Here is a 23200-nt window from a genome sequence, read left to right as displayed (position 1 = left end):
CGGCCCGGCCGGGGTCTCACGGGGCGTCAGAGGGAGCGCAGGAACTCCAGCACCACGCGGTTGAAGGCGTCCGGCCGCTCCATGGAGAGGTAGTGGCCGACGCCTTCGACCGTCTCCGCCCGCCCGTGCGGGACCTCGCGGACGAGACGTTCGGCGGCGTCGATCATGTCGGCCGGTTCGAGGGTGCCGTTGAGCGCGAGCACGGGTACGTCGATCGTGGCCAGCCGGGACCAGGAGTCGGTCACCCGCACGTGCCAGTCCTTCTCCCCCGGCGTGTGCTTCATGATCGTGTGCAGGGCCATCTCCCTGAGCCGGCGCAGGATCTCCGGGTCGATGTCCGCGGCGCTACGGTGTTCGCCGGGCACGACCCGCAGGAAGGCCGCGAGCCAGCCCTCGATGTCACCGGCGCCCAGGGTGCGCGCGAACTCGGCCTGGATCTCGCGGGTCCACGGGTCCGTGTACTGGTGATCGCCGGTCGCGGCACCGCACGTGACCACGGCGCGGACCAGTTCGGGGTGTTCCAGCACCGTGTCCGTGGCGATCACCCCGCCCATCGACACGCCGACCAGGACCGCGGGCCCCGCGTCGAGGTGGCGCAGCAGTCCGGCGAGGTCGTCGGCCCAGCGGAACGGCGCGCTCGCGTTGGCCGAGAAGCCGTGGCCGCGTGCGTCCGGCGCGATCACGCGGTACTCGGCGGCGAGCGCCGGTATCTGGTCCGCCCAGTAGCGGTGGTCGACGAACCCGCAGTGCAGGAGGACCACCGGATCCCCCGCGCCGGTGTCCAGGTAGGCGAGGTCACCGTCGGCGGACGGGAAGAAGCGAAGCTCCGAGGCAGCAGTCATGACAACCAAGGTGTCATTCTCTGGATGGTTTGACAACCTGGTTGTCATGATGGGGCGGTGCATGATGTCCGGGTGAACGACAACGACGCCCCGCTTCCCCCCGACGCCCTCGGCCACCATGTCTCCGAGGTGTTCGACCTGATCGGCGCGGTCTACCGCCGCGGGCTGCGGAAGGTCGAGCAGGGCGAACAGGTCGAGGGGGTCTCCGTCGGTGTGCGATCCGTCCTGGGGCTGCTGCGCCGGCACGAGGCCATGACGGTGCCCCAGATGGGCCGACTGATGACGCTGTCCCGGCAGTTCGTGCAGCGGATGGTCAACGACGCGGTGGCCGAGGGCTGGGCGGAGGTCACGCCCAACCCGGCGCACCAGCGCTCCTCGCTGATCCGGATCACGGCCGCGGGCGAGGCGGTGATCGACGCGATCCTCGCCCGCGAGCACGCCCTGAACCGGCAGGTCGGCGGCGATCTGACCGACGCCGAACTGCGGGCGTGCAAGCGGGTGCTGAAGGAGATGCTCAAGACCTTCGACCACGTCGACATGGACTGAGTGCCGCCCCCGGCGCAGGGGCCGACCCCGAGGGCATCGGGCCTACTCCCCCATCACCAGCCCGTCCTCGGCCGCGCCCCGGCTGAACACCACGTCCCGGATCCGGTCCCGCACACCCGTGACGTCGGCGCCCTGTCCGAGCGCCTGGTTGAGGTCGACCACCCGGCCGGCGTCGACGTCGAACAGCTGGGGCACGAATTCGGCCTTGGTCACCTCCCAGCGCCCGCCGGGGCGCTTCGGCGGGGCGAAGGTGAAGCGGCCGAGCGTGGACTGGTTGCCGCGCGGGTCGGGGCTGCCCGCGTGGTTGAACATCTGGCCGGCGATCTGGTCGCCCATGCCGTAGATCACCCAGGTTCCGTTCACCTTCTCGTAGGCCTGCGGGACGTGCGCGTGGGTGCCGAGGATGAGGTCGACGGCGGGGCGGTCGCCGGTGCGGGCCGCGGTGAGCGAGCGGGCCAGGGTCAGCTGCTGCCGGTCGGGTTCGTCCTGCCATTCGGTGCCCCAGTGCAGCGATACGACGACCACGTCGGCGCCCGCCCGGCGGGCGGCCCGGGCGTCGGCGAGGATCCGGCCCTCGTCGATCAGGTTGACCGCCCAGGGCTGTCCGGGCGGGAGGGGATAGCCGTTGGTGTCGTAGGTGTAGGCGAGGTGCGCCACCTGCGCCGGGCCGGCGCGCAGCACGGTGACCGTGCGCGCCTCGGCCTCCGCGCGGGCGGATCCGGCATGCCGTACGCCGGCCCGGTCGAGGGCGTCCAGGGTGCGGCGGATGCCGTCGGCGCCGTCGTCGAGGCTGTGGTTGGAGGCGGTCGAGCAGCCGTCGTAGCCGGTGGCGGCGAGGCCCGCGGCGACTTCCGGCGGGGACTTGAAGGCGGGGTAGCCGGTGTAGTTCCCGTTCTCGCCGTAGACCGTCTCCATATGGCACAGGGCCAGGTCGGCGCGGGTCACGAGGGGTTTCACCCCGGCGAACATGGGGCGGAAGTCGTAGCCCCGGCCGCCCGCGTCGAACCGGGCGCGGTCGATGATCGAGCTGTGCGGCAGGACGTCGCCGGAGGCGACGAGAGTGAAGCCACCGGAGCCGGTGGCGGAGGGGGCGGGACGCCCCGGGGCCTCATGGCGGTCGGCCTGGCAGGCCGCGCCCGCGGCCAGGACCACGGTGAGGGCCAGGGCCACCTGTCTACTGCGTGCGATCATCTCTCACCCCGATGTAGTCGTATTTACCCATCAATAGGTAAGAATCAGCACACATCGGTACCTGGTTCCGACACGCCTCTTAGCCCGTCCGGCCCTGCGCCGGTGATGGCCGAGACCGTTCGTCGAACCGTTCGTCGACGCGATCGACCGTCCGTCGCAGACCCTTGTGCGCGGCCTGTCCTCGACGGGCGCCCTGCGATGCCATACGGCCATGACGGCCGGAACCACTCTGATGAACGGGACGACCGCCGAGCACGAGCTCGCCGCACTCCAGCGCGAGCACGGCCGGCCCCTCTTCGCGCTGCTGCTCAGGCTCTGCGACGGAGACCGGCAGCGCGCCGAGGATCTGGTGCAGGAGACCCTGGTCCGCGCCTGGCAGCATCCCGAGGCCCTGCGCGCCGACGACTTCGACTCCGTACGGCCCTGGCTGCTGACCGTCGGCCGGCGGCTCGCCATCGACGCGCGGCGGGCCCGGCAGGCGCGGCCACCCGAGGTCGGCGACGCGATCCTGGAGAACGCCCGGGTCTGCGCCGACCACGCGGAACGAGCGGCCGCCGCCCTCGATGTGCGGGAGGCTGTGAAGACACTCACTCCGGAGCACCGTGAAGTCCTGGTGCTGGTGTACTTCCAGGGGGCCAGTGTGGCGGAAGCCGCGCAGACCCTCGGCATCCCGCCCGGTACCGTGAAGTCCCGCGCGTACTACGCGCTGCGCGCCCTGCGCCGGGTGCTTCCCGGATACGCGGCCGACCTGCGGTGAAACCCAAGGCCGGGTCAAACCTCCGTAAAGCGCCTTGCCGTGGACCATGGTTGAGTAATCGGCTGTCTTCATCCGTGTTCCGGACCGGAAGCCCGGTTCGGGCGACGCGTACGCACCGGAGGAAGGCAGGAAGGGATGCAGCACAGAGGCCAAGAGAGCACCGACGGCACCGACGGCGGTGAACTGACCGTTCCCATGGCGTGGTTGTACGCCGAGTACATCGCCGACGAACTGCTGCGGACCGGCGATCTGATGCCGCCGACGTCCTTCGAGTTCCGCGCCGGCCGGGACGCGCTGGCGCTGACGATCTTCCTGTCCGACGCCGGGGGTGAGCTCTCGGGCATCCGCGTCGTCTCCCAGCTCGACACCTGGCTGTCGCTGACGGCGTACGACCAGCCGTGGCAGGACTGGGTGCGCGAGCGCATGGCGAGGAGGGCCGCCGAGGCGATCGAGTCCGGCGCGCCCGCTCCCGATCTGGACCTCGCCGAGGCGGCGTGGCGCTGGCTGGAGGAGACCGAACTGCTCGCACCGGACCTGAACGCGGTGCCGGGCGGCGGCGCCCCCGGGGGCGAGGACGAGGGCCCCAAGGTGTGGACGCCGGCCTGGCAGCTGGGGCTGCCGCTCGGGCACTTGGCGATCCACCTGTTCTAGGCGCGGCCGAGCGGCCGAAGCCCCGTGGAAAATTTTCCGGGACGGGACCAATCCGCCGCCCCGGCCGCTCCGAAACCCTTGGTCGGGATTCTGTGCGGTGCTTGAGTGATTCGGCTGTCCGGTGCGTACGGGTGGGAGCAAGGAGTAACCCACCCCGCACCCAACGGCACGAGGATTCCGCATGAGGTCCCTGGAGAGGCATCGCGACGTCGCCGCGTACGCGCTCGGCGTGCTGGACGAGGCGGACGCCTTCCGCTTCGAGGATCACCTCATGGAGTGCCCCAGCTGCGCGGCACACGTGACGGAATTCGGCCCCGCGACACGGCAGTTGATGCTGTACCGCAGGGCGACTCCGCGCTCCGTGCACCCGATGGCCGGCCCGGGCCCCCGGCTGCTGGACCGGCTGCTGGGCGAGGTGGCGGGACGCCACCGCACCGGCCGCAGGCGCCTGCTGTCCGGCCTGGCCGCGTCGGCGGCGGTGGCGCTGGCCGCGCCGGGGGTCGCGATGACGGCGGCGGACGGGGGCTCGACGGCACGACGGGTCTCGGCCACCGACGAACGCTCCGGGGTGTGGGCACAGGTGACGGCCGAGAGCGAGCCCTGGGGCACCCAGGTCGAGCTGAAGGTCAAGGACGGGGCGGGCCCCCGCGCCTGCCGGCTGATCGCCGTCGGCCGCGACGGCTCGGCGCAGGTGATCACCAGCTGGAGCGTGGCCCGCCACGACGCCCGCGAGAACACGATGATGGGCGCCGCCGCCTTCCGGACGCACGAGATCGCCCACTACGAGGTCCGCACCTCGGACGGGGAGCATCTGGTGACCCTGCCCTCCCGGTGACCCCGTTGCCTCCGTCGGCGGGCGGGCCCGGCACCCCGGTGTGACACTGCTGGGGACACACCCGAGAGCCCAGGTCCCGACGAGGGGAGCGCAGGTGGGGACGCCCGACGCCGACGACGGTCCGCTGGAGGAGTTCCTCGCCGACCCGGCCAACGCCGCGCTCGAACTGGCCACCGCCGTGGCCCGCTGCTCCAAGGCCCTGGGCCTGCAGCAGTCCGTGGTCTACCTCGCCGACCTCCAGCAGCATCAGCTCGTCCCGCTCACCGACGTGGCCGAGGCACTGGAGATCGACACCACCCTCGCCGGCTGGACGTACCGCACGCAGTCCCTGCGCGTGGAGGAGTCCGAGAACCGCGGCCTGACGGCCTGGTTCCCCCTGCTGGACGGCGCCGAGCGGCTCGGCGTCCTCGCGGTGCACGCCCCGTCCCTCACCTCGCGGACCCTGCGCCGCGGCCGGGCCCTGGCCGCCCTGCTGGCCATGATGATCACGTCCAAGCGGTTGTACAAGGACTCCTTCGTACGGCGCACCCGCTCCGAGCCGATGCAGCTGCCCGCGGAGATGCTCCGCGCCTTCCTGCCGCCGCGCACGATCGGCACCGCGCACGTCGTGTCCACCGGGGTGCTGGAACCGGCCTACGAGATCGGCGGCGACGCCTTCGACCACTCGCTGACCGAGACGACCCTGCACATCGCGGTGCTGGACGCCATGGGGCACAACCTCGCCTCCGGGCTCACCACCGCGGTGTCGCTCGCCGCCTTCCGCAACGCGCGGCGCACCGGCGCGGATCTGCCGGACCTGGTGTCGTGCGTGGACGACGCGCTGGCGGAGTGGCTGCCGGACCAGTTCTGCACCGGCATCCTCGCCCAGCTCGACCTGGAGAGCGGGATGCTGCGATGGAGCAACTGCGGCCACCCCATGCCCCTGTTGATCCGCGATCGGCGGCTGATCGTGGACGCCATGGAGCGCGACCCCGAGCCGCCGATGGGCCTGCCGGGCCGGTTCTCGACGCGGCCGCGGCAGACCCATGAGCTCGCCCTGGAACCCGGCGACCGGGTGCTCATGTACACCGACGGGGTCATCGAGGCACGGACCGAGGACGGCGGCGAGTTCGGCCTGGAGCGGTTCGCCGACTACGTCATCCGGGCCACCTCGGCCGGCGAGCTGGCGCCGGAGACGCTGCGCCGTCTCATCCACTCGATCACCGACACCCCCAGCAACCGGCTGCGGGACGACGCGACCATCGTGATGTTCGAGTGGTGGCCCCGCACCAAGTGACGGCCAGCGCGGACTACTTGAGGAGCCGGGACAGCCGCCGGTCGGCGAGGACGTGCCCGCCGGTCTGGCAGGTCGGGCAGTACTGGAGCGAGGAGTCGCTGAAGGACACCTCGCGGACGGTGTCGCCGCAGACCGGGCAGGGCTCGCCGGTGCGGCCGTGGACGCGCAGCCCGCTCTTCTTCTCCGCCTTCAGCCGGCCCGCCGCCAGGCCCCGGGAACGCTCCACCGCCTCGGTCAGCGTGGTGCGCAGGGCCCGGTAGAGGGTGCCCGTCTCCGCCGGGGTCAGCTTCGCGGCCAGTTTGAAGGGGGACATCCTCGCCGCGTGCAGGATCTCGTCGCTGTAGGCGTTGCCGACGCCGGCGATCAGGCTCTGGTCCCGCAGGGCGCCCTTGAGCTGACGGCGCTCGTCCTTCAGGAGGGCCGCCAGGCGGGGCTCGTCGAAGTCGTCGGCCAGCGGGTCCGGGCCGAGGCGGGCGATGCCCGGGACGTCCTGCGGGTCCTGGACGACGTAGACCGCCAGGCGTTTCTGGGTGCCCGCCTCGGTCAGGTCGAAGCCCTCGCCGGTCTCCAGCGCGACCCTGAGGGCCAGCGGGCCCTTGCCGGGCCGGGGCGGGCCGTCGGGGAGGCGGTCCTTCCAGTGGAGCCAGCCGGCGCGGGCGAGATGGGTGATCAGGTGGGGGCCGTCCGCCGTCTCGAGGTCCAGGAACTTGCCGTACCGGCGCACCGCGCAGACCTCGTGCCCCTCGACGGCGGCCAGGGGTGGGTCGTACGTCTTCAGCACGCTGATCGCCACGGGCAGCACCCGGACGATCTCGTGGCCGACCAGGCGCTCGGTGAGGAAGTCCTTGAGCGCTTCCACCTCGGGGAGTTCCGGCATACGTCCAGAGTGCCACCGGGGACGGCTCAGTTCCGCCCGGGCACCACGAACTCGCACCACACGCACTTGCCGCCGCCGCGGGCCTCCACTCCCCAGACGTCCGTGAGCAGCTCCACCAGGAGCAGGCCGCGGCCGGACACCCCGTCGTCGCCCGCCTCCCGGCGCCGGGGCAGGGCGCTGGAGGAGTCCTCGACCTCCACCCGCAGCCGGCGGTCGGCGCCGGTGAGCACCCGCAACGTGACGATCGCGGCCCCCTCGGTGTGCATGAGGGCGTTGGTGATCAGCTCGTCTGCGACCAGCTCGATCTCGTCGTCCCGCTCGCCGGAGCCCCAGGCCCGCACGGCGGCGCGGATCATGTGGCGGGCCTGGGTGAGCGCCTCGGGGTCGCCCGGCGCCACGTGCTGCTGCAGCCGCCCGCCGGTCTGCGGGGCGTCCAGGCCACGGCGCCGCAGCAGAAGCAGGGCGACATCGTCGTCGCCGCCGCGCTCCTCGGCCACCTCGATCAGCCGGTCGGCGAGTTTGCGCACGTCGTCCGGGCCGTCGGCGACCAGGGCGGTGAGCGTCTGCATGCCTTCGTCGAGGTCCAGGCCGGGCTGTTCCACCAGACCGTCGGTGCACAGCAGCAGGGTGTGCCCGGGGTCGAGTTCCAGGGTGCGCACCGGGTACTCCAGGCTCCCGAACTCGGCCGACAGACCGAGCGGCAGGCCGCCGTCCACGGCCACCCGCCGGCAGGTGCCGTCGGGCTGCCGGACGAGCGGGTCGATATGGCCGGCCCGCACCACCTGCACCACCCCGGTGGACAGGTCGGCCTCGGCGTACAAGCAGGTCGCGAACCGGTCGGTGTCCAGTTCGTGCAGGAAGACCGAGGCGCGGGCCATCACGGTCGCGGGGGTGTGCCCCTCGGCCGCGTAGGCCCGCAGCACGATGCGGAGCTGGCCCATGACGGCGGCGGCATGGGTGTCATGGCCCTGGACGTCGCCGATGACCGCGCCGACCCGGCCGCCCGGCAGCGGGATCAGGTCGTACCAGTCGCCGCCGATGTCCCGGCCGAGGGTGCCCGCCGCGGTGCCGGCCCGGTAGCGGACGGCGACATCGGCGCCGGGGACGCTCGGGATGGTGCGCGGCAGCATGGCCTGCTGGAGGCCGGTGGCCAGGTCCTTCTCCTGCTCGTAGAACATGGCCCGCTGCAGGCTCTGCGCGATGCTGCTGCCGAGGGCGACCAGGACGTTGCGGTCCTCGGGCGAGAAGCCGCGCCGGTCGCTGTAGAGCAGGCCCATGGCGCCGATCGGCCGGGCCTGGGCGATCAGCGGCAGATAGGCGGCCGAGGTGATGTCCAGGCCGGTGATGTGCTGCCACAGCCGGGGATAGCCGTCCGCGAACTCCTGCGGTGACTCGATGAACCGCGGGGTGAGGGTCCGCACCACCTCGCTCATCGGGTACGGCTCGTCGAGGCGGGTGACGCTGGTGCCGGGGACGAAGCTGCCCGCCGGGCCCTCGGCGATCAGCCGGATCCGGCCTGCCTCGACCAGGCCCATGACCAGGCTGGTGGCGCCCAGATGGGTGAGGCCGTGGGTGTCCTTCAGTACGTCGATGACGTCCTGGACCGTGCGGGCGTGCGCCAGCGCGGCGGTGGTCAGCTCGACGACGTTGGTCTGCTGCCGGCGCGCCTCGTCCGCCTCGGCCCGGTCCCGGCGTGCGGCACTCTCGGCCAGTTCGTCGGTGGCGTCCCGGACGATGCCGATGATGCGGCGCGGGCGGCCGGTCCCGTCGCGCCGGATGTAGCCCTGGGTGTGGGTCCAGCGCAGGCTGCCGTCGCGGCGGCGCAGGCGGAAGTAGGCGCCGTAGTTCTCGCTGCCGTCCTTGATGGCCTGGGCGACCATGGTGTCGAGGCGGTGCCCCTCGGCCGGAGGGACCCGGACGCCGAGGCTCTCGGGGCGGCCGTCGTACTCGTCGGGGCGCAGGTCGAAGACCTCGTGGGCCTGGGCGTCCATGTGGAACAGACCGCTGTCCAGGTCCCAGTCGAAGCTGCCCATGCGGTTGAGCGCCAGGATCGGATCCGGGTGGGCGGGCCAGTCGTCCGGGAGTGACAGGGCGCTCGCTCCCCGATCAACCATGCGCCCACCTTGCCAGGAATTGTCCGATTCTTCGACCGGGAAGGGCGGACTCGGGGAGCGAGCCGTCAACTGGTGAAGACATCCGTCGGGCTGCCGAAGATGCTGCCGGAGGCGGACCGCTCCCCGGGCGCGTCGGGGATCAGCCCGCCGGCGTCGGGCACGTCGGGCGTGTCCGGCACGGTTCCCGGGCCGATCTCGTCCGAGGCGTCGAGGGAGAGCTCCGGCTCGTCGGGCATCGAGGGCTCGGTCCCGGTGTCCTCGTCCGAGGGCGCCGGCGGGCGCTGCGGCTCGGTCGGCGGCGGGGTGGCCGTGACGGTGACACTGGGGCAGTCCGTCGGAGTCGGCGGTTCCGCGGGGGCGTCCTCGGTGGCGCCGGGGGTGACGGTGACGGTGGGGGTCGCGCAGTCGGCCGGTGTGCTCTCCAGCGGTCCCTCGGGCGCTCCGTCGGGGACTCCCTCAGGCGTTGCCTCGGGCGTGGTGGAGCCGGTGCGCTCGTCGAACGGCTCGGCGCTCTCGTCGTCCGGGGCGAGGCTGTCGTCGGGGCTCGGGGTGCCGGGCGTCGAGGTGCCGGGCGTCAGCGGTTGCGGCCGCGGTACGGGGCGGTCGTGCCGCACGTCGTGGCCGACCCGGCGTTCGATCCAGGTGTTGCTGACGACGTCGATGATCGTGATGTCGGCGATCACCTGGGGTGCCGGAGTCACCACGACGACCTGGGCCGGACGGAAACCCGCCCACGCGGGGCCGCTGACGGCGGGGCTGCCCTGGGTCGCCGCGGGCGGCTTCAGCGGGTTGCCGCAGGCGCAGCGCACCCTGGGCACGCCCCGGTCGTCGACGAGGACGGCGGTGCCGGCCTGGAGGACGGATTGGTAGGTGGTCGTCCGTCCGGCGCGGTACCCGTGGTTGGTGACCCGAGTGTCGGCGCGCAGCACGACGGGGGCGAGGCCGCGCAGGTACTGCGGAATCCCGGCTTCGGAGATGCCGGCAGCCCCGGCGAAGGCGCGCGCCTTGCCCTGGTCGGCGGTGAGATAGCCGATCTGCCGGTTCACATCACAGCTGCCGACGCGCTCGGTGCCGCTGTACAGGCCGGGTGTGGACCCGGAGTAGGAGCGCACGCCGTCGGAGGTCGGGGTGGACTGCGGCGTTCGGGTGACGGGCGGCGGGGTAGCCGTCGAGGTGGCCGTGGAGTCCGTGAAGGGATCGGGTCCCGGTGCCGCCACCGGCTGGAGGAAGACCTCCCCGCTCGCCGCCGTGCCCTTGTCGCTCTCCGAGCCACAGCCGGTGACCAGCAGCGCCGCGGCGAGCGCGCCGGCCGTGACCAGGGTTCCTGTGGGGGTTCGCACCGCACTCTCCCGCCTCTTATCGGGCAGTTCGCCACTCATTGTCTGCTTCACCCGCATGGGTTACGCAACCGGAGGGGTGATGCACGCAGAGTGACCGAACGGCGGAGGCTGGCAGCACAACGGATCGAAGGAGCGCAGGCCGTGGAGTGGTTCACCGCACCCGAGTACTGGCTGAGCCGGCTGGTCTTCCAGCGGGCGCTGGCCGGCGTGTACCTCGTCGCGTTCCTGACGGCGGCGCTCCAGTTCCGCGCGCTGATCGGCGAGCGCGGCCTACTGCCGGTGCCCGCTCACGTGGCGCGGGTGCCGTTCCGGGCGGCACCGAGCCTGTTCCACTTCCGCTACACCGACCGGCTGTTCGCGGTGTGCGCCTGGTCGGGCTGCGCGGTGTCGGCGGCGCTGCTCGCCGGAGTGGACGGGCTGCTGCCGCTGTGGGGCGCCATGCTGCTGTGGCTGGTGCCCTGGGTGCTGTACCTGTCGATCGTCAACGTGGGGCAGACCTGGTACTCCTTCGGCTGGGAGTCCCTGCTGCTGGAGGTGGGTTTCCTCGCCGTCCTCCTCGGCAACGACGAGGTGGCCCCGCCGATCGTGGTGCTGTTCCTGCTGCGCTGGGTCCTGTTCCGCGTCGAGTTCGGGGCGGGTCTGATCAAGATGCGGGGCGACGAGTGCTGGCGGAAGCTGACCTGTCTCGACCACCACCACGAGACCCAGCCGATGCCCGGCCCGCTGAGCTGGTTCTTCCACCGTCTCCCGCGACCGCTGCACCGCGTGGAGGTGGCCGCCAACCACGTCACCCAACTCGTGGTGCCGTTCCTGCTGTTCACCCCCCAGCCGGTCGCCACGGCCGCCGCGGCCCTGATGATCCTCACCCAGCTGTGGCTGGTGCTGTCGGGGAACTTCTCCTGGCTGAACTGGATCACCATCGTGCTGGCGCTGTCCGCGCTCGCGCTTCCCGACACCTCCCCATCGGCGGTGCCGGACGCCCCCGCCTGGTACCAGGTCGTGGTCCTCGCCGTCTCCGCCCTGCTCCTCGCCCTCAGCTACCGCCCGGTCCGCAACATGCTCTCCCGCCGCCAGGTCATGAACCGCTCCTTCGACCCCCTCCACCTGGTCAACACCTACGGCGCGTTCGGCAGCGTCAGCCGGGTCCGCTACGAGGTCGTGATCGAGGGTACGGACGAGGACGTACCGCGCGAGGACTCCGACTGGCGGGAGTACGAGTTCAAGGGCAAGCCCGGCGATCCCCGGCACTGGCCGCGGCAGTTCGCGCCGTACCACCTCCGGCTGGACTGGATGATGTGGTTCGCCGCGCTCTCCCCCGCCTACGCGGGCGCCTGGTTCGGCACCCTGGTGGAGCGCCTCCTGGAGAACGACCCGGCCACCCTGAAACTGCTGCGCCGCTCCCCCTTCCCGCCCGACGCGCCGCCCCGCTACATCCGCGCCCGCCTGTTCCGCTACCGCTTCACGACGTGGCGCGAGCTGCGGGAGACGGGCGCGTGCTGGGACCGGACGTATGTGCGGGAGTATCTGCCGCCGACCCGGCTGGCGGGGGTGTCTCACAGGTCGTAGACGCGGCGGGCGGTGCCGCCGAAGATATCGTCCCCTTCGGCCAAGTTCCGGGTGAGGGCGAGCACTTCACCGTAGGGGGCGAGTGGGGTGCACACCGGCCAGTCCGAGCCGAACATCAGCCGGTGCGGCCCGAAGGCATCGAGCACGGTGTGGGCGTACGGGCGCAGGTCGTCCACCGTCCAGGAGGCGGGGTCGGCCTCGGTGAGCAGGCCGGAGAGCTTGCAGACCGTGTTGGGCAGCGCGGCCAGGGCGCGCAGGTCGGTGGCCCAGGGTTCGAGGGCGCCGGAGGCGACGGGCGGCTTGCCCGCGTGGTCCAGGACGAAGGTGAGTCCGGGCAGGGCGGCGGCCGCCTCGGCGCAGGCGGGGAGCTGAGAGGGCAGCACCACGAGGTCGTACACCAGCCCGGCCTCGGCGACGGCGGCCAGGCCGCGGCGTACGTCCGCCCGCAGCAGCCACCGCGGGTCCGGCTCGCCCTGCACCTGGTGGCGGATGCCCTTGAGGTACCGGCCGCCGGGGAGTGCGCGCAGACGGGCGAGTTCCTCGGCCACGCCGGGGCCGGTCAGGTCGGTCCAGCCGACCACCCCGGTGACGAGGTCGTGCCCGGCGGCCAGGGCCAGCAGCTCCGGGGTCTCCTCCGGCACGGTGACGGTCTGGACGAGGACCACTTGCTCCACGCCTGCCGCGCGGGCCCGAGGCGCCAGCTCCGTGACGGTGAAGTCACGTCGGAGCAGGCTGCCCGGCGCGATCCAGCCCTGGTCGCGGACGGACAGCTCCCAGACATGGACATGCGCGTCCACGACCGTCACGGCAGCTCCCCCACCCCGCCCAGCAGGCCCATGTCCCGCAGTTCCTGCCAGAAGGAGGCGGGCACCTCGGTAGCGAAGTGGTCGGCGCAGTCGTGCACTTCGGCTGCCGAACGGGCGCCGACGAGCACGCTGGTGACCGCCGGGTGGGCCGCGCAGAAGGCCAGGGCCGCGGCGCGCAGGGTGATGCCGTGGCGCTCGGCCGTCTCCTTCATGCGCAGGGCGCGGTCCACCAACTCCTGCGGCGCGCGGGCGTAGTTGTACGTCGCTCCCGGCCGCGGATCCGCCAGCAGACCGGAGTTGAAGGGCCCGCCGATCACCACCGACGTGCCCCGTGCTGCGGCGGCGGGCAGGAGGTCGGCGAGGGCGCTCTGGTCGAGCAGGGTGTAGCGGCCGGCGCAGAGGACCACGTCCACGTCGGTGTCGCGGACGAAGCGGGTGAGCATCTCCGCCTGGTTCATCCCTACGCCGATCGCGCCGACCACGCCCTCGGAGCGCAGCTTCTCCAGCGCCGGATATCCCTCGCGGAAGGCCTCTTCGGCGTGGTCGTCGGGGTCGTGGAGGTAGACCAGGTCCACCCGGTCCAGGCCCAGCCGTTCCAGGCTGGAGTCCAGGGTGCGGCGGATGCCGTCGGCGGTGAAGTCCCACACCCTGCGGTGGGCGGCGGGGACGGCGAAGCCGTGGGCCAGGTCGTCGCCGTCCCCGTCCGACGGTTGCAGGCGGCGGCCCACCTTCGTCGAGATCGTGTACTCCTCGCGCGGCCGCTCGCGCAGGGCGGCGCCCAGGCGGCGCTCGGACAGGCCGAGGCCGTAGTGCGGGGCGGTGTCGAAGTAGCGGATGCCGCGGTCCCAGGCGGCGCCGACCGCCTCGTACGCCTGCTCGTCGCTGATCGGGGTGTAGAGGTTGCCGAGGGCTCCGGCGCCGAAGCCGAGCCGGGTCACGGGGTCACCGGCCGCAGGCGCAGGCCCTGCATGCCGCCGTCCACGGCGAGGGCGGTGCCGGTGGTGGCGCCGGACAGCGGGCTGGCCAAGTAGGCGATGGCGCCCGCCACTTCCTCGGCCGTCACCAGGCGTCCGGTGGGCTGGCGGGCCTCCAGTGCGGCGCGCTCGGAAGCGGGGTCGGGGGCCTGGGAGAGCAGCCGGCCGATCCAGGGGGTGTCCGCCGTACCGGGGTTGACGCAGTTGACGCGGATGCCCTCGCGGACGTGGTCGGCGGCCATGGCGAGGGTGAGGGCGTGCACGGCGCCCTTGGTGGCGCTGTACAGCGCGCGCTGGGGCAGGCCCGCCGTGGCGGCGATCGAGCAGGTGTTGACGATCGCCGCGTGCCGCGACTCGCGCAGCCGCGGCAGGGCGGCGCGGGCCGTGCGGACCATGCCGACGACGTTGACGTCCAGGACGCGGTGCCACTCGGCGTCGTCGTTGTCCTCGACGGTCCCCTGGGCGCCGATGCCCGCGTTGTTGACCAGCACGTCGAGGCCGCCGAGGTCGGCCACGGCGGCGGCGACAGCGGCCCGCACCTCGGCGTCGTCGGTGACGTCGGCGCGGTACGCGAGCAGCGGCTCCTCCACCGGGGCCGGGTCCAGGTCGAGGACGGCGACCCGGGCGCCGCGCGCGGCGAACAGGTGCGCCGTGGCCCGTCCGATGCCGGAGGCGCCCCCGGTCACCAGCGCCTTGAGTCCCGCGAAGTCGTTCATGCGGCGTGCCCCTTCTCCTCGTCGAGGGCGGTGGTCCAGTAGAAGCCGTCCGGGAAGGTGTACCGGGCGAGGGACTCGGGGCGCATGGCCGCCGAGAAGCCCGGAGCGGTGGGTGCCGCGTAGTGGCCCTCGCGGATCACCACGGGGTCGAGGAAGTGGTCGTGCAGATGGTCGACGTACTCGATGACCCGGTTCTCGGTGGTCCCGGTGACCGCGACGTAGTCGAACATCGACAGGTGCTGGACGAGTTCGCACAGTCCGACCCCGCCGGCGTGCGGGCAGACCGGCACGCCGAACTTGGCGGCCAGCAGCAGGATGGCGAGGTTCTCGTTGACACCGCCGACGCGGGCCGCGTCGAGCTGGACGATGTCGACGGCGCCGGCCTGGAGCAGCTGCTTGAACACGACCCGGTTGTGGGCGTGTTCGCCGGTGGCGACCTTCACCGGGGCGACCGCCTCGCGGATCGCCGCGTGGCCGAGGATGTCGTCGGGGCTGGTGGGCTCCTCGATCCAGTACGGGCCGAACTCGGTGAGGGCACGGGTCCAGCGGATCGCCTCGGCCACGTCCCAGCGCTGGTTGGCGTCGAGCGCCAGGCGGATCCCGGGGCCGATGGCCGAGCGGGCGACGCGGCAGCGCCGGATGTCGTCGGCCAGGTCGGCGCCGACCTTGAGCTTGATCTGGCGGAACCCGTCGGCGACGGCCTCGGTGGCGAGCCGGGTCAGCTTCGCGTCGTCGTAGCCGAGCCAGCCGGGGGAGGTGGTGTAGGCGGGGTAGCCCGTGCTCCGGAGTTCCGCCGAGCGCTCGTCGGCGCCGTCCCGGCCCCGGCGCAGAAGTTCCAGGGCCTCCTCGGGCGTGAGGGCGTCGGTGAGGTACCGGAAGTCGATCTGGCGGACGATCCACTCGGGTTCGGCGTCGGCCAGGAGCCGCCACAGCGGCTTGGCGGCGCGCTTGGCGGCCAGGTCCCACACGGCGTTGACGACCGCCCCGATCGCCATGTGCATCACGCCCTTCTCGGGTCCCAGCCACCGCAGTTGGCTGTCGCCGGTCAGGTCGCGGCTCAACGTCCCCGGATCCGCGCACAGTTCCTCGACGGACCGTCCGGTCACCTGACCGCGCAGGGCGTCGATCGCGGCGACCTGGACCTCGTTGCCCCGCCCGATGGTGAAGGCGAAGCCGTGCCCCTCGTGCCCGTCGGCGGCGTCGGTGCGCAGGACGACGTAGGCCGCCGAGTAGTCGGGGTCCGGGTTCATCGCGTCGGAGCCGTCGAGCTCCCGGGAGGTGGGGAAACGGATGTCGTAGGTGTCCACCGCGGTGATGCGATTCATACGACCATTCTCCGCCCACAGGCCCCCGAGGGGGCGGATTTCGCGGAATTCTGTCTCAGAGGTCCGATCAATCGGCGGGGAGGACGCGCACCTGGGCGGCCGGGAGCTTCTTCCACCAGTGGCCGTAGCGGCTGTAGACGCGCGGCTCGCGTGCCGCCAGCAGCGCCGGCAAGGACGCGGCCTCCCGGGCCAGTTCCTCCCACACCCCGGGCGGCAGCTCGTGGAAGGCCGTGGCCTCGATGCCGCCCTCCACCGGGCGCCAGACGCCCGCCACCTGGCCGTCGACCAGGAGCGTCGGCAGCACATCGCCGTTGACGCGGATCACCAGCGGGCGACAGGCGGGCGGGATCACCCGGGCGCGATCGGCGTACGCGAGCAGCACGCTGTCCCACATCGCCATCAGCCGGGGCGGCGCCGGGGTGTCCCCGGGCGGGCGCGGGGCGCCCGGGACGTCGTGGAGGACCGTGCCGTCGGGGCCTTCCAGCTCCTCCAGGGATCCGGCGAGCGCGCGCAGGGCGGTGCGGACGCGGGCCCGCTGCACCGTGGCGAACTGGGCCAGGTCGGCGATCGAGGCGGGCCCGAAGGAGGCGAGGTAGCGCAGGGCGAGGGCCTGCAACGCCTCCTCGGGCCCGCCCTCGGCCCGGCCCTCCGGCCCCGCGACGTACGCCGGCGACGTACCGAAGGACCACGGTCCCCCGGTCACCGCGTGCACGAGCGGGGTGAAGGACCGCAGCCCCCACCACGCCCCCTCCTTCCGCTCCTCGCCGACCCGTTCCCCGAGCCACGCCGTCATCTCGCCGTTCGACCGCGGCTCGGCCGCGAACTCCATCAGCCCCGGCTCCAGTTCGGCGGCGTCGGCCGGGGTGAGCCCGGCGGCGGCGAAGCGGTACCCGAGCCGGGAGGCGTGCAGCGTCGGCCGCATCGCCTCCCGGAGCATCCGGTAGTCCTCGTGGTGGACGGCGTGCAGGGTGATCCGCAGCAGGGTCGCCTTCAGGAGGGTGCGGTCGGCGAAGGCTGCGTCCAGATCGGCCGGCGCGAAGCCGGCGAGCCGGTTCCACAGCGCGAGATACGGCGACGCCGGCTGCTGCGCCTGCACCGCCAGGATCCGCCGTACGGCCTCGGCCACCCCCAGCGGCTCGCGGCGCAGCAGCAGTTGGCGGCCGAGGGTGGCCCGGTTCAGTTCCCGCGCGCTGATCTTCACAGCACGGATTCTGCCCTCCGGAACCGCAACGTCACCAGCTCGAACGGCCGCAGCCGTACGGCGACACGGTTGCCGTCCCGCTCGACGGCACCGTCCGCGAGCGGGCGCTCCAGCAGGTCCGTGGCGGTGACGTCCGCGACCTCGAAACCGGCGGTGAGGGTCGCGCGGGAGCGGCCTCCGTGCGCTTCGTGGAAGCGGACGACCACATCGCCGCTGCCGTCGTCGGCAAGCTTGACCGCGGTGACGACGACGGCGTCCCGGTCGACGCCGACCAGTGGGACGACCTCCCCGGCGCCGGTGCGGCGCCGCTCGGGCAGGTTGATCCGCCAGCCCTCGCGGACGGCGTCCCCGATGGCCGCGCCCGGCACCAGGGCGTGCCGGAAGCGGTGGACGCCCTGGTCGGTCTCGGGGTCGGGGAAGCGCGGGGCGCGCAGCAGGGAGACGCGCACCGTGGTGGTCGTCCCGCGGTCGCCGCCGGTACGGACCGTGCGGGTCACGTCATGCCCGTACGTCGAGTCGTTGACGATCGCCACGCCCCAGCCCGGCTCCTCCAGGTGCACGAACCGGTGGTTGCACGCCTCGAACTTCGCCGCCTCCCAGGAGGTGTTGGTGTGGGTGGGCCGGTGGACGTGCCCGAACTGGGTCTCGGCGGCGTACCGTTCGGCGTGCACGTCGAGCGGGAAGGCGAGCTTCAGGAACTTCTCCGTCTCGTGCCAGTCGACCTCCGTGTCCACGAGCAGCCGCCGCTCCCCCGGCGCGAGGGAGAGCACCTGCGTGACGCGGGAGCCGCCGAAGGACCGTACGATCCGCACCGCGTGCCCGTCGGGGACGATCTTGTCCACCTCGGTGAGATCGGTGACCGTGTTCCGGTAGAACTCGTCGACGTCCCAGGCGTCCCACATGTTGGGGAAGTCCGGGTGGAGCTGGAGGAGGTTCGCGGCGCTGCCCGGTGCGATCGTCTCGCGGTCGGCGTCGAGGTCGTAGGCGGAGACGACCAGCCCGCGCGCGTCGATCCCGACGCGCAGCAGGCCGTTGTCGAGGACGTGCCCGCCGCCGGGCCCCGAGGTGAGCCGGGTCCGGCCCTCGTCGGCCGGGGTTCCCGCGCCGCCCGCCGGGACGCCGTCGCGGGGGTGCGGGGCGGCGTTGAAGGCGAGCGGGGTCGAGCCCTCCCCGGCCAGGGCGCCCTGGGCGGCGTCGATGATCCCGTTCAGCTCCGCGGCGAGGCGCTCGTAGGTCGCCCGTGCCTCCCGGTGCACCCACGCGATGGACGAACCGGGCAGGATGTCGTGGAACTGGTGGAGCAGCACCGTCTTCCAGATACGGTCCAACTCCTCGTACGGATAAGGTAATCCGGTGCGTACCGCGGCCGTCGCGGCCCACAGTTCGGCCTCGCGCAGGAGGTGTTCGCTGCGCCGGTTGCCCTGCTTGGTCCGCGCCTGGCTGGTGAGGGTGGCGCGGTGGAGTTCCAGGTAGAGCTCGCCGACCCAGACCGGCGGGTTCGGGTACTCGGCCTGCGCCTTGGTGAAGAACTCCGCCGGGGTCTCCCACACCACCGTCGCCGAGCCTTCGAGGTCGCGCAGGCGGGCCGCCTTGGCGATCATCTCGCGGGTGGTGCCGCCGCCTCCGTCGCCCCAGCCGGTGGGCGCGAGGGAGTGCCGGGCGACGCCCTTCTCCCGGAAGTTACGGGCGGCGTGGGCGATCTCGGCGCCGTTCATGGAGCAGTTGTAGGTGTCGACGGGCGGGAAGTGCGTGAAGATCCGGGTGCCGTCGATGCCCTCCCAGCTGAAGGTGTGGTGCGGGAAGGGGTTCGTCCGCGACCAGGAGATCTTCTGCGTCAGCAGCCACTTGGAGCCCGCCGCCCTGATGATCTGCGGCAGGCCCGCGGCGAAGCCGAAGGTGTCGGGCAGCCACGCCTCGTCGTTCTCGATGCCGAACTCGTCGAGGAAGAAGCGCTTGCCGTGCACGAACTGCCGGGCCATCGCCTCCGAGCCCGGCATGTTCGTGTCCGACTCCACCCACATCCCACCGGCCGGCACGAACCGCCCGTCCGCCACCGCCTTCTTCACCCGCGCCCACACCTCGGGCCGGTGCTCCTTCACCCATGCCCACTGCTGTGCCTGGGACATGGCGAACACGAACTCCGGCTCGTCCTCCAGCAGCGCGGTCATGTTGGCGGTGGTGCGGGCCACTTTGCGGACCGTCTCGCGCAGCGGCCACAGCCACGCCGAGTCGATGTGCGCGTGGCCGACGGCGCTGATGCGGTGGGCGGAGGGCACGGCCGGTTCGGACAGCACCGTCTCCAGACGTGCCCGCGCCTGCGCCGCCGTGCCGTTGACGTCCTGGAGGTCGATCGCGTCCAGCGCCCGGTCCACCGCCCGCAGGATCTCCCAGCGCCGCGGGGAGTCCACGGGCAGCGCGGCCATCAGCTCACCGAGCACCTCCAGATCGAGCACCAGCTCCCACACCGTCTCGTCGAGGACCGCGAGATCCATCCGGGCGAGCGTGTACTGGGGTGCGCTGCCCGCGGTGTGCTGGTCGCCCAACGGCGTGGGCACGAAGGGGTGGTAGCCGAGGACGACCGGGTTGGAGGCGGCCTCGACGTGCAGCCGCACCTCCTCACCGCCCTCGACGGGCGCGCCGATCCGTACCCACTGATTGCGCGGGTTGAGTCCTTTCACCGGGCTGCCGTCGGGCCGGTAGACCAGGCCCTCGCACTGGAAGCCGGGCATGTTCTCGTCGAAGCCCAGGTCGAGCAGGGCCTCGACGGTCCGCCCGGCCCACGCCTCGGGGACGGTGCCGGTGACCCGGAACCAGCTGGTGCCCCACGGAGCACCCCAGCTCGCGCCCACCTCGATCGGCTCGGGCTCGGCCGCGAGTCCCTCGGCGACCGGCACGGGCTCACCGGGCGCGTGCCACACCGCCACCTGGAGGGGTACGGACTCGGGGTACACGGCGGGACGGATGCGCTCGTCGAGGACGCGCTTGAGGCGGCCTTCGACCAGGCTGCGGTCGTCATGCATACGGGGTCTCCGTAGGTCGTCCGGGCGGGGTTCCGAGCGGGAGACGGCCACCGGGAGCGGGTGACCGTCTCAGGGGCTGACCTGGTGTACAGCTCCCCTGCCGCACCCGCTTCGAACCGGCCCCGGGGAAACCGCTCCCCGCCGGCGCCCCGCAGGGGGACAATGGCGGCATGCGGCTGCGGGGACTGGCCTGTGCCGCCGCCGGGCTGTCGCTGCTGCTGGCGGCGGGCTGCACCGGCGGCGCGGACGAGGACGCGCGCCCGACGGCGTCCGCGAGCGCAAGCCCGCGTACGACCTCCGCCGCCCCGGCACCCTCCCCCTCCCCCGTGGACCCCGTCTCCCTCCAGGCCCTGATCCAGCGCGAGCACCGCGGCTCCGGCCTGCGCCTGGGGACCGTCCTGGCGCGCACCGCCGCCTACACCTCGTACGCCGTGACGTACGAGAGCGACGGTCTGACGATCTCGGGGCTGATGAACATCCCGGCGGGCAAGGGCCCCTTCCCGGCGCTGGTGCTCGCGCACGGCTACATCGACCCGGCCGTCTACACCACCGGCCGGGGCCTGGCCCGCGAACAGGACCTGCTCGCCCGCGAGGGGTACGTCGTCCTGCACACCGACTACCGCAATCACGCCCGCTCCGACGACGACCCCGACAACGACGTGAACCTGCGCCTCGGTTACACCTCGGACGTCATCGGCGCGGTACTGGCACTGCGCGGCTCCGGCCGGCCGGAGATCGACGGGGACCGGATCGGGCTGCTCGGGCGCTCGATGGGCGGCGGGGTTGTGTACAACACGCTCGTGGTGACGCCCGGTCTGGTCGACGCGGCGGTGGTCTTCGCGCCGGTGAGCGGCCGGCCGCAGGACAACCTGGAGCGGTTCCAGCGCGGCGAGGGCGACCCGATCGCCGCCGAGATCGACGCGGCGCACGGCACGCCCGAGGAGAACCCGCGGTTCTGGCGGAACGTCTCGCCGCTGACCTTCGCACACCGGGCGACGGAGCCGCTGCTGATCCACCACGGCACCGCCGACGACACCTGCCCGCTCGCCTGGTCGAAGCGGACGGTGGCGGCGTTCGAGGCGGCCGGGAAGGACGTGGAGCTGCGCCGGTACCGGGGCGAGGGGCACACCTTCGGACCGCGGTGGCCGGACTCGATGGAGGCGACGACGGCGTTCTTCGAGCGGCACCTGCGCTGAGCGGCGCCGGGCCGCGCTCTCGACGCCGGGGCGCTCGGCGGGCAGAGTTCTCTCCGACGTACCCGCGAGTAATCCTCCTGCGCAGCACCCGAAGGAGCCCCCTGTGAGCAGCTGGGTCGGCCGGACCGCCGTCGAGATCGCCGCCGCCGTACGGGAGAAGCGGACCACGCCCCGGGAGGTGGTCGCCGAGCACCTCGACCGGATCGCGCGCCTGGACGGCCGGATCGGCGCCTTCCGCACGGTGCGCGCGGAGGCGGCGCTCGCCGAGGCCGACGCCGTGGGCGCCCGCGGTGACCTGGCCGAACTGCCGCTGGCGGGCGTGCCCGTGGCGGTCAAGGACAACCTCGCGGTCTGCGGCGAGTCACTGCGCGTCGGCTCCGCGGCGACATCGCGGGCACCGGCCGCCGACGACCATGTCACGGTGGCCCGGCTGCGGGCGGCGGGGGCGGTGGTCGTCGGGCTGACGAACGTGCCGGAGCTGTGCGTCTTCGGCACCACGGACGGGGTGCACGGCATCTCCCGCAATCCGTGGGACACCTCGCGCTCGGCGGGCGGTTCGTCGGGCGGCAGCGCGGCCGCGGTCGCCGCGGGCCTGGTGCCGGTCGCCCTCGGCAACGACGGCATGGGCTCCCTGCGCATCCCGGCGGCCAACTGCGGCCTGGTGACCCTGAAGCCCGGCCGCGGAGTGGTGCCGGCGGGCATCGGTGAGGGCGACTGGTTCGGCATGTCGGAGAACGGGCCCCTCGCGACGACGGTCGAGGACGCGCGCCTGCTGCTGGCGGTGATGGCCGACGGGGAGCTCCCGCCCGCCTCGACGCGGGGCGGACGGCGCGTCGCGGTGTCGCTGCGCAGCCCGATCGCGGGAGTCGCGGTGAGCGCCCCGTACCGGGCGGCGGCGCGCGAGGCGGCGGGCGTGCTGATGAAGGCGGGCCACCAGGTGCGCCGGGCGGATCCCCCGTACCCGATGACGCTCGGGCTCACCGCGCTCGCCCACTGGACGGCGGGCACGTCGGTCGACGCCCGGGGCCTGGACCCGCGGTCGCTGACCCGCCGCACGAAGGTGCACGCGGCGATCGGCAGGCGCTTCGCGGGTCAGGCCCGCAAGGGCACGGCCCGGGAGGAGTTGCGCCGGGTCCTCGACCCGTTCTTCGAGCGCTACGACATCCTGCTCACCCCCGCCCTGGCCCGCCGCTCTCCCGAGGCCGCGCCCTGGCACGAGCGGGGCTGGCTGCGCAACATCGTGGCGAACACCGCCTGCTCCCCCTTCACCCCGCCCTGGAACCTCACCGCCTGGCCGGCCATGAGCATCCCCGTCGGCGCCCTGCCCTCGGGCGCCCCGTGCGCCGTACAGCTGGTGGGCCGCCCGGGCGCGGAGACCGATCTGCTGGAACTGGCGGCCCAGTTGGAGCGCCTGCGGCCGTGGCGGCGGACCGCGCCGCTGGACCGAGCCGGGTCTTCTACAGGGCTCGGTACATGATGTGCAGGCCCACCAGCCCGTGCCGCGGATGCTCGAACGCGTCCGGGACCGTGCCGAGGATCGTGAAGCCGAGGGACAGCCACAGCGCGACGGCGGGGTTGGTCTCGACGACGGCGTTGAAGACCATGCCCCGGTAGCCGTGCGCCTTGGCGGCGGTCAGGACGTGCTCGGCGAGGAGGCGGCCGATGCCGCGGCCCGTGTGCGCGGGGTCCACCATGAAGCCCGCGTTGGCGATCCGGGCGGCGGGGCCACCGTAGTTGGGGGTGAGGTACGCGGAGGCGACGATGGCGCCGGTCTCGTCCTCGACGACGTACACCTGTTTCGCCGGGTTCGTCCACAGGACCCGGGCCGCCTCCTCGGAGGTGCCCGGGTCCCAGGCGTAGGTCTCGCCGGCGGAGACGATGCGATGCCAGAAAGGCCAGATCCGCGGCCAGTCCTCGGCCGCGGCTTCTCTGATCAGCATGGGCGCCAGTCTCGCACGCCCATGCGA

The 23200-nt window shown here is 73.0% G+C and carries 20 protein-coding genes; 8 read left to right on the top strand and 12 right to left on the bottom strand.

Annotated elements, in window-relative coordinates:
* Positions 1-26: 26 nt before the first annotated feature.
* A complete protein-coding gene (locus tag ACWD11_RS29310) occupies positions 27-842 on the bottom strand; it encodes an alpha/beta fold hydrolase (protein ID WP_451286583.1) in 816 nt (271 codons plus the stop codon).
* A 72-nt stretch (positions 843-914) separates the two neighbouring features.
* On the opposite strand from ACWD11_RS29310, the gene ACWD11_RS29305 reads away from it, so the two are divergent.
* Positions 915-1388 carry a MarR family winged helix-turn-helix transcriptional regulator gene (locus ACWD11_RS29305; protein ID WP_451286581.1) on the top strand — a complete coding sequence of 158 codons (474 nt, stop codon included), beginning with the start codon at positions 915-917 and terminating at the stop codon, positions 1386-1388.
* Positions 1389-1430: 42 nt separating this feature from the next.
* Here ACWD11_RS29305 and ACWD11_RS29300 read toward each other — a convergent pair whose 3' ends face one another.
* On the bottom strand, positions 1431-2579 hold the full coding sequence (locus ACWD11_RS29300) for a CapA family protein (protein WP_451286579.1): 1149 nt from the start codon (positions 2577-2579) through the stop codon (positions 1431-1433).
* A 211-nt stretch (positions 2580-2790) separates the two neighbouring features.
* Here ACWD11_RS29300 and ACWD11_RS29295 point away from each other — a divergent pair, with 211 nt between their 5' ends.
* The 4 genes from ACWD11_RS29295 (at position 2791) to ACWD11_RS29280 (ending at position 6098) form a co-directional block, all read left to right on the top strand.
* Positions 2791-3336, top strand: a complete 546-nt coding sequence (locus tag ACWD11_RS29295; RefSeq protein ID WP_351980407.1) for a sigma-70 family RNA polymerase sigma factor — start codon at positions 2791-2793, stop codon at positions 3334-3336.
* A gap of 135 nt (positions 3337-3471) precedes the next feature.
* A complete protein-coding gene (locus tag ACWD11_RS29290; protein ID WP_389418959.1) occupies positions 3472-3987 on the top strand; it encodes a hypothetical protein in 516 nt (171 codons plus the stop codon).
* A 181-nt stretch (positions 3988-4168) separates the two neighbouring features.
* Positions 4169-4822, top strand: a complete 654-nt coding sequence (locus ACWD11_RS29285) for a zf-HC2 domain-containing protein (protein WP_451286577.1) — start codon at positions 4169-4171, stop codon at positions 4820-4822.
* Positions 4823-4916: 94 nt separating this feature from the next.
* On the top strand, positions 4917-6098 hold the full coding sequence (locus ACWD11_RS29280; RefSeq protein ID WP_451286575.1) for a PP2C family protein-serine/threonine phosphatase: 1182 nt from the start codon (positions 4917-4919) through the stop codon (positions 6096-6098).
* Positions 6099-6111: 13 nt separating this feature from the next.
* Here the strand turns inward: ACWD11_RS29280 and ACWD11_RS29275 are convergent, their stop codons facing one another.
* The 3 genes from ACWD11_RS29275 to ACWD11_RS29265 all read right to left on the bottom strand — a co-directional run bounded on the left by ACWD11_RS29275 (position 6112) and on the right by ACWD11_RS29265 (position 10429).
* Positions 6112-6975: an Fpg/Nei family DNA glycosylase gene (locus ACWD11_RS29275; protein ID WP_389418962.1), complete on the bottom strand. Its 864-nt coding sequence runs from the start codon at positions 6973-6975 to the stop codon at positions 6112-6114.
* A gap of 26 nt (positions 6976-7001) precedes the next feature.
* The gene (locus tag ACWD11_RS29270) at positions 7002-9089 is read right to left on the bottom strand and encodes a SpoIIE family protein phosphatase (protein ID WP_389418963.1); all 2088 of its coding nucleotides are present in this window, start codon (positions 9087-9089) and stop codon (positions 7002-7004) included.
* A gap of 65 nt (positions 9090-9154) precedes the next feature.
* The gene (locus ACWD11_RS29265; protein ID WP_451286573.1) at positions 9155-10429 is read right to left on the bottom strand and encodes a DUF6777 domain-containing protein; all 1275 of its coding nucleotides are present in this window, start codon (positions 10427-10429) and stop codon (positions 9155-9157) included.
* Between the two features lie 141 nt (positions 10430-10570).
* On the opposite strand from ACWD11_RS29265, the gene ACWD11_RS29260 reads away from it, so the two are divergent.
* Positions 10571-11995, top strand: a complete 1425-nt coding sequence (locus ACWD11_RS29260; RefSeq protein ID WP_451286571.1) for a lipase maturation factor family protein — start codon at positions 10571-10573, stop codon at positions 11993-11995.
* On the opposite strand, the gene ACWD11_RS29255 is transcribed toward ACWD11_RS29260, so the two are convergent.
* From ACWD11_RS29255 to ACWD11_RS29230, 6 genes are all read right to left on the bottom strand, one after another.
* The gene (locus tag ACWD11_RS29255; RefSeq protein WP_389418966.1) at positions 11983-12801 is read right to left on the bottom strand and encodes an amidohydrolase family protein; all 819 of its coding nucleotides are present in this window, start codon (positions 12799-12801) and stop codon (positions 11983-11985) included. The genes ACWD11_RS29260 and ACWD11_RS29255 overlap by 13 nt on opposite strands.
* The gene (locus tag ACWD11_RS29250) at positions 12798-13739 is read right to left on the bottom strand and encodes an aldo/keto reductase (protein WP_451286569.1); all 942 of its coding nucleotides are present in this window, start codon (positions 13737-13739) and stop codon (positions 12798-12800) included. The genes ACWD11_RS29255 and ACWD11_RS29250 overlap by 4 nt, the downstream gene beginning before the upstream one ends.
* Positions 13736-14491, bottom strand: a complete 756-nt coding sequence (locus tag ACWD11_RS29245; RefSeq protein WP_451286567.1) for an SDR family NAD(P)-dependent oxidoreductase — start codon at positions 14489-14491, stop codon at positions 13736-13738. Before ACWD11_RS29245 ends, ACWD11_RS29250 begins: the two co-directional genes overlap by 4 nt.
* Positions 14488-15816 (bottom strand): L-fuconate dehydratase, encoded by a 1329-nt coding sequence (locus ACWD11_RS29240; protein ID WP_451286566.1) that lies wholly within the window; start codon positions 15814-15816, stop codon positions 14488-14490. The genes ACWD11_RS29245 and ACWD11_RS29240 overlap by 4 nt, the downstream gene beginning before the upstream one ends.
* 67 nt (positions 15817-15883) lie before the next feature.
* Positions 15884-17017, bottom strand: a complete 1134-nt coding sequence (locus ACWD11_RS29235) for a winged helix DNA-binding domain-containing protein (protein WP_451286564.1) — start codon at positions 17015-17017, stop codon at positions 15884-15886.
* Positions 17014-20037 carry an alpha-mannosidase gene (locus ACWD11_RS29230; RefSeq protein WP_451286562.1) on the bottom strand — a complete coding sequence of 1008 codons (3024 nt, stop codon included), beginning with the start codon at positions 20035-20037 and terminating at the stop codon, positions 17014-17016. Before ACWD11_RS29230 ends, ACWD11_RS29235 begins: the two co-directional genes overlap by 4 nt.
* A gap of 170 nt (positions 20038-20207) precedes the next feature.
* On the opposite strand from ACWD11_RS29230, the gene ACWD11_RS29225 reads away from it, so the two are divergent.
* Both ACWD11_RS29225 and ACWD11_RS29220 read left to right on the top strand, forming a co-directional pair.
* Positions 20208-21233 (top strand): alpha/beta hydrolase family protein, encoded by a 1026-nt coding sequence (locus tag ACWD11_RS29225; RefSeq protein ID WP_451286560.1) that lies wholly within the window; start codon positions 20208-20210, stop codon positions 21231-21233.
* A 103-nt stretch (positions 21234-21336) separates the two neighbouring features.
* Positions 21337-22710, top strand: coding sequence for an amidase (locus ACWD11_RS29220; RefSeq protein WP_389418973.1), 1374 nt, complete (start codon positions 21337-21339; stop codon positions 22708-22710).
* On the opposite strand, the gene ACWD11_RS29215 is transcribed toward ACWD11_RS29220, so the two are convergent.
* A complete protein-coding gene (locus ACWD11_RS29215; protein WP_451286558.1) occupies positions 22691-23173 on the bottom strand; it encodes an N-acetyltransferase family protein in 483 nt (160 codons plus the stop codon). The two genes, ACWD11_RS29220 and ACWD11_RS29215, sit on opposite strands and share 20 nt — an antisense overlap.
* Positions 23174-23200: the final 27 nt, after the last annotated feature.

This window comes from Streptomyces sp. NPDC002776, assembly GCF_053592195.1.
Note: the sequence above shows the minus strand (reverse complement) of the source record. Positions and strands in the feature narration are given on the sequence as shown.

Bases quoted from the DNA above. Each gene is read 5' to 3' on its own strand.
- ACWD11_RS29215 (WP_451286558.1), bottom strand. From the start codon at position 23,173: ATGCTGATCAGAGAAGCCGCGGCCGAGGACTGGCCGCGGATCTGGCCT.
- ACWD11_RS29270 (WP_389418963.1), bottom strand. From the start codon at position 9,089: ATGGTTGATCGGGGAGCGAGCGCCCTGTCACTCCCGGACGACTGGCCC.
- ACWD11_RS29290 (WP_389418959.1), top strand. From the start codon at position 3,472: ATGCAGCACAGAGGCCAAGAGAGCACCGACGGCACCGACGGCGGTGAA.
- ACWD11_RS29295 (WP_351980407.1), top strand. From the start codon at position 2,791: ATGACGGCCGGAACCACTCTGATGAACGGGACGACCGCCGAGCACGAG.
- ACWD11_RS29245 (WP_451286567.1), bottom strand. From the start codon at position 14,491: ATGAACGACTTCGCGGGACTCAAGGCGCTGGTGACCGGGGGCGCCTCC.
- ACWD11_RS29285 (WP_451286577.1), top strand. From the start codon at position 4,169: ATGAGGTCCCTGGAGAGGCATCGCGACGTCGCCGCGTACGCGCTCGGC.
- ACWD11_RS29225 (WP_451286560.1), top strand. From the start codon at position 20,208: ATGCGGCTGCGGGGACTGGCCTGTGCCGCCGCCGGGCTGTCGCTGCTG.
- ACWD11_RS29275 (WP_389418962.1), bottom strand. From the start codon at position 6,975: ATGCCGGAACTCCCCGAGGTGGAAGCGCTCAAGGACTTCCTCACCGAG.
- ACWD11_RS29310 (WP_451286583.1), bottom strand. From the start codon at position 842: ATGACTGCTGCCTCGGAGCTTCGCTTCTTCCCGTCCGCCGACGGTGAC.
- ACWD11_RS29230 (WP_451286562.1), bottom strand. From the start codon at position 20,037: ATGCATGACGACCGCAGCCTGGTCGAAGGCCGCCTCAAGCGCGTCCTC.
- ACWD11_RS29240 (WP_451286566.1), bottom strand. From the start codon at position 15,816: ATGAATCGCATCACCGCGGTGGACACCTACGACATCCGTTTCCCCACC.
- ACWD11_RS29300 (WP_451286579.1), bottom strand. From the start codon at position 2,579: ATGATCGCACGCAGTAGACAGGTGGCCCTGGCCCTCACCGTGGTCCTG.